The organism is Vibrio sp. YT-19(2023) (assembly GCF_033337395.1).
This window is the reverse complement of record NZ_JAWOQN010000596.1, coordinates 1-657: the sequence shown is the minus strand read 5'-3', so window position 1 is coordinate 657 and position 657 is coordinate 1. Positions and strand designations below refer to the sequence as shown.

Annotated in this window: 1 protein-coding gene; it reads left to right on the top strand. The window is 42.3% G+C overall.

The window, feature by feature from the left end; translation table 11 throughout:
• Nucleotides 1-130 precede the first annotated feature (130 nt).
• Nucleotides 131-657: TolC family protein (locus tag R7E78_RS27355; protein WP_318058783.1), on the top strand; the 527-nt coding region annotated here is incomplete at its 3' end.

The window sequence follows — 657 nt, the reverse complement described above, 5'->3', positions numbered from 1 at the left end:
ATTCTAAACAAAAGCCTAGGTTTAACAGTAGGTTGATAATTTACTTACTCAAACACTGTTATTTGTGATGTTTTATCTCAAATGTGAGATGAAACAGCAAAAAGCAACACGATTTTTTAGGAGAAACACCGTGAAATGGAACCGACTAAGTATTGCTTGCTGCTGTAGCTTAATAGTGTCTATACCCGTTTTCGGTCAAACTTTAGAGCAAGCCGTGGCATTAACGTTAAAAAATAACCCAGATATCAAAAGCGCATTTAATGAATTTGAGAGCCGAAGGTACATCAATGAGGCGTCAACAGGCGCCTATTTGCCTTCTCTCGATCTTGATGCGGGCATTGGTTACGAAGGCCTCGACCCATCTGATGAAGTCGGACGAGGCAACACTGACTATACGAGAAAAGAAGCGTCTATCACCCTAACCCAATTAATTTGGGATGGCAGCGCGACATTAAACGATATTGACCGTACCGCTGCTGATGCAGAATCGGTGCGATTCCAACTATTAGCTGATGCTTCAGACAAGGCATTAGAAGTCACTAAAGTCTACTTAGATGCGGTAAAGGCTTATGAAGTCTTAAAGCTGTCTGAGAACAATCTTGCCGTTCACAAAGACATCTACACGGACATCAAAAAACGCGTCACTTCCGGCATCGG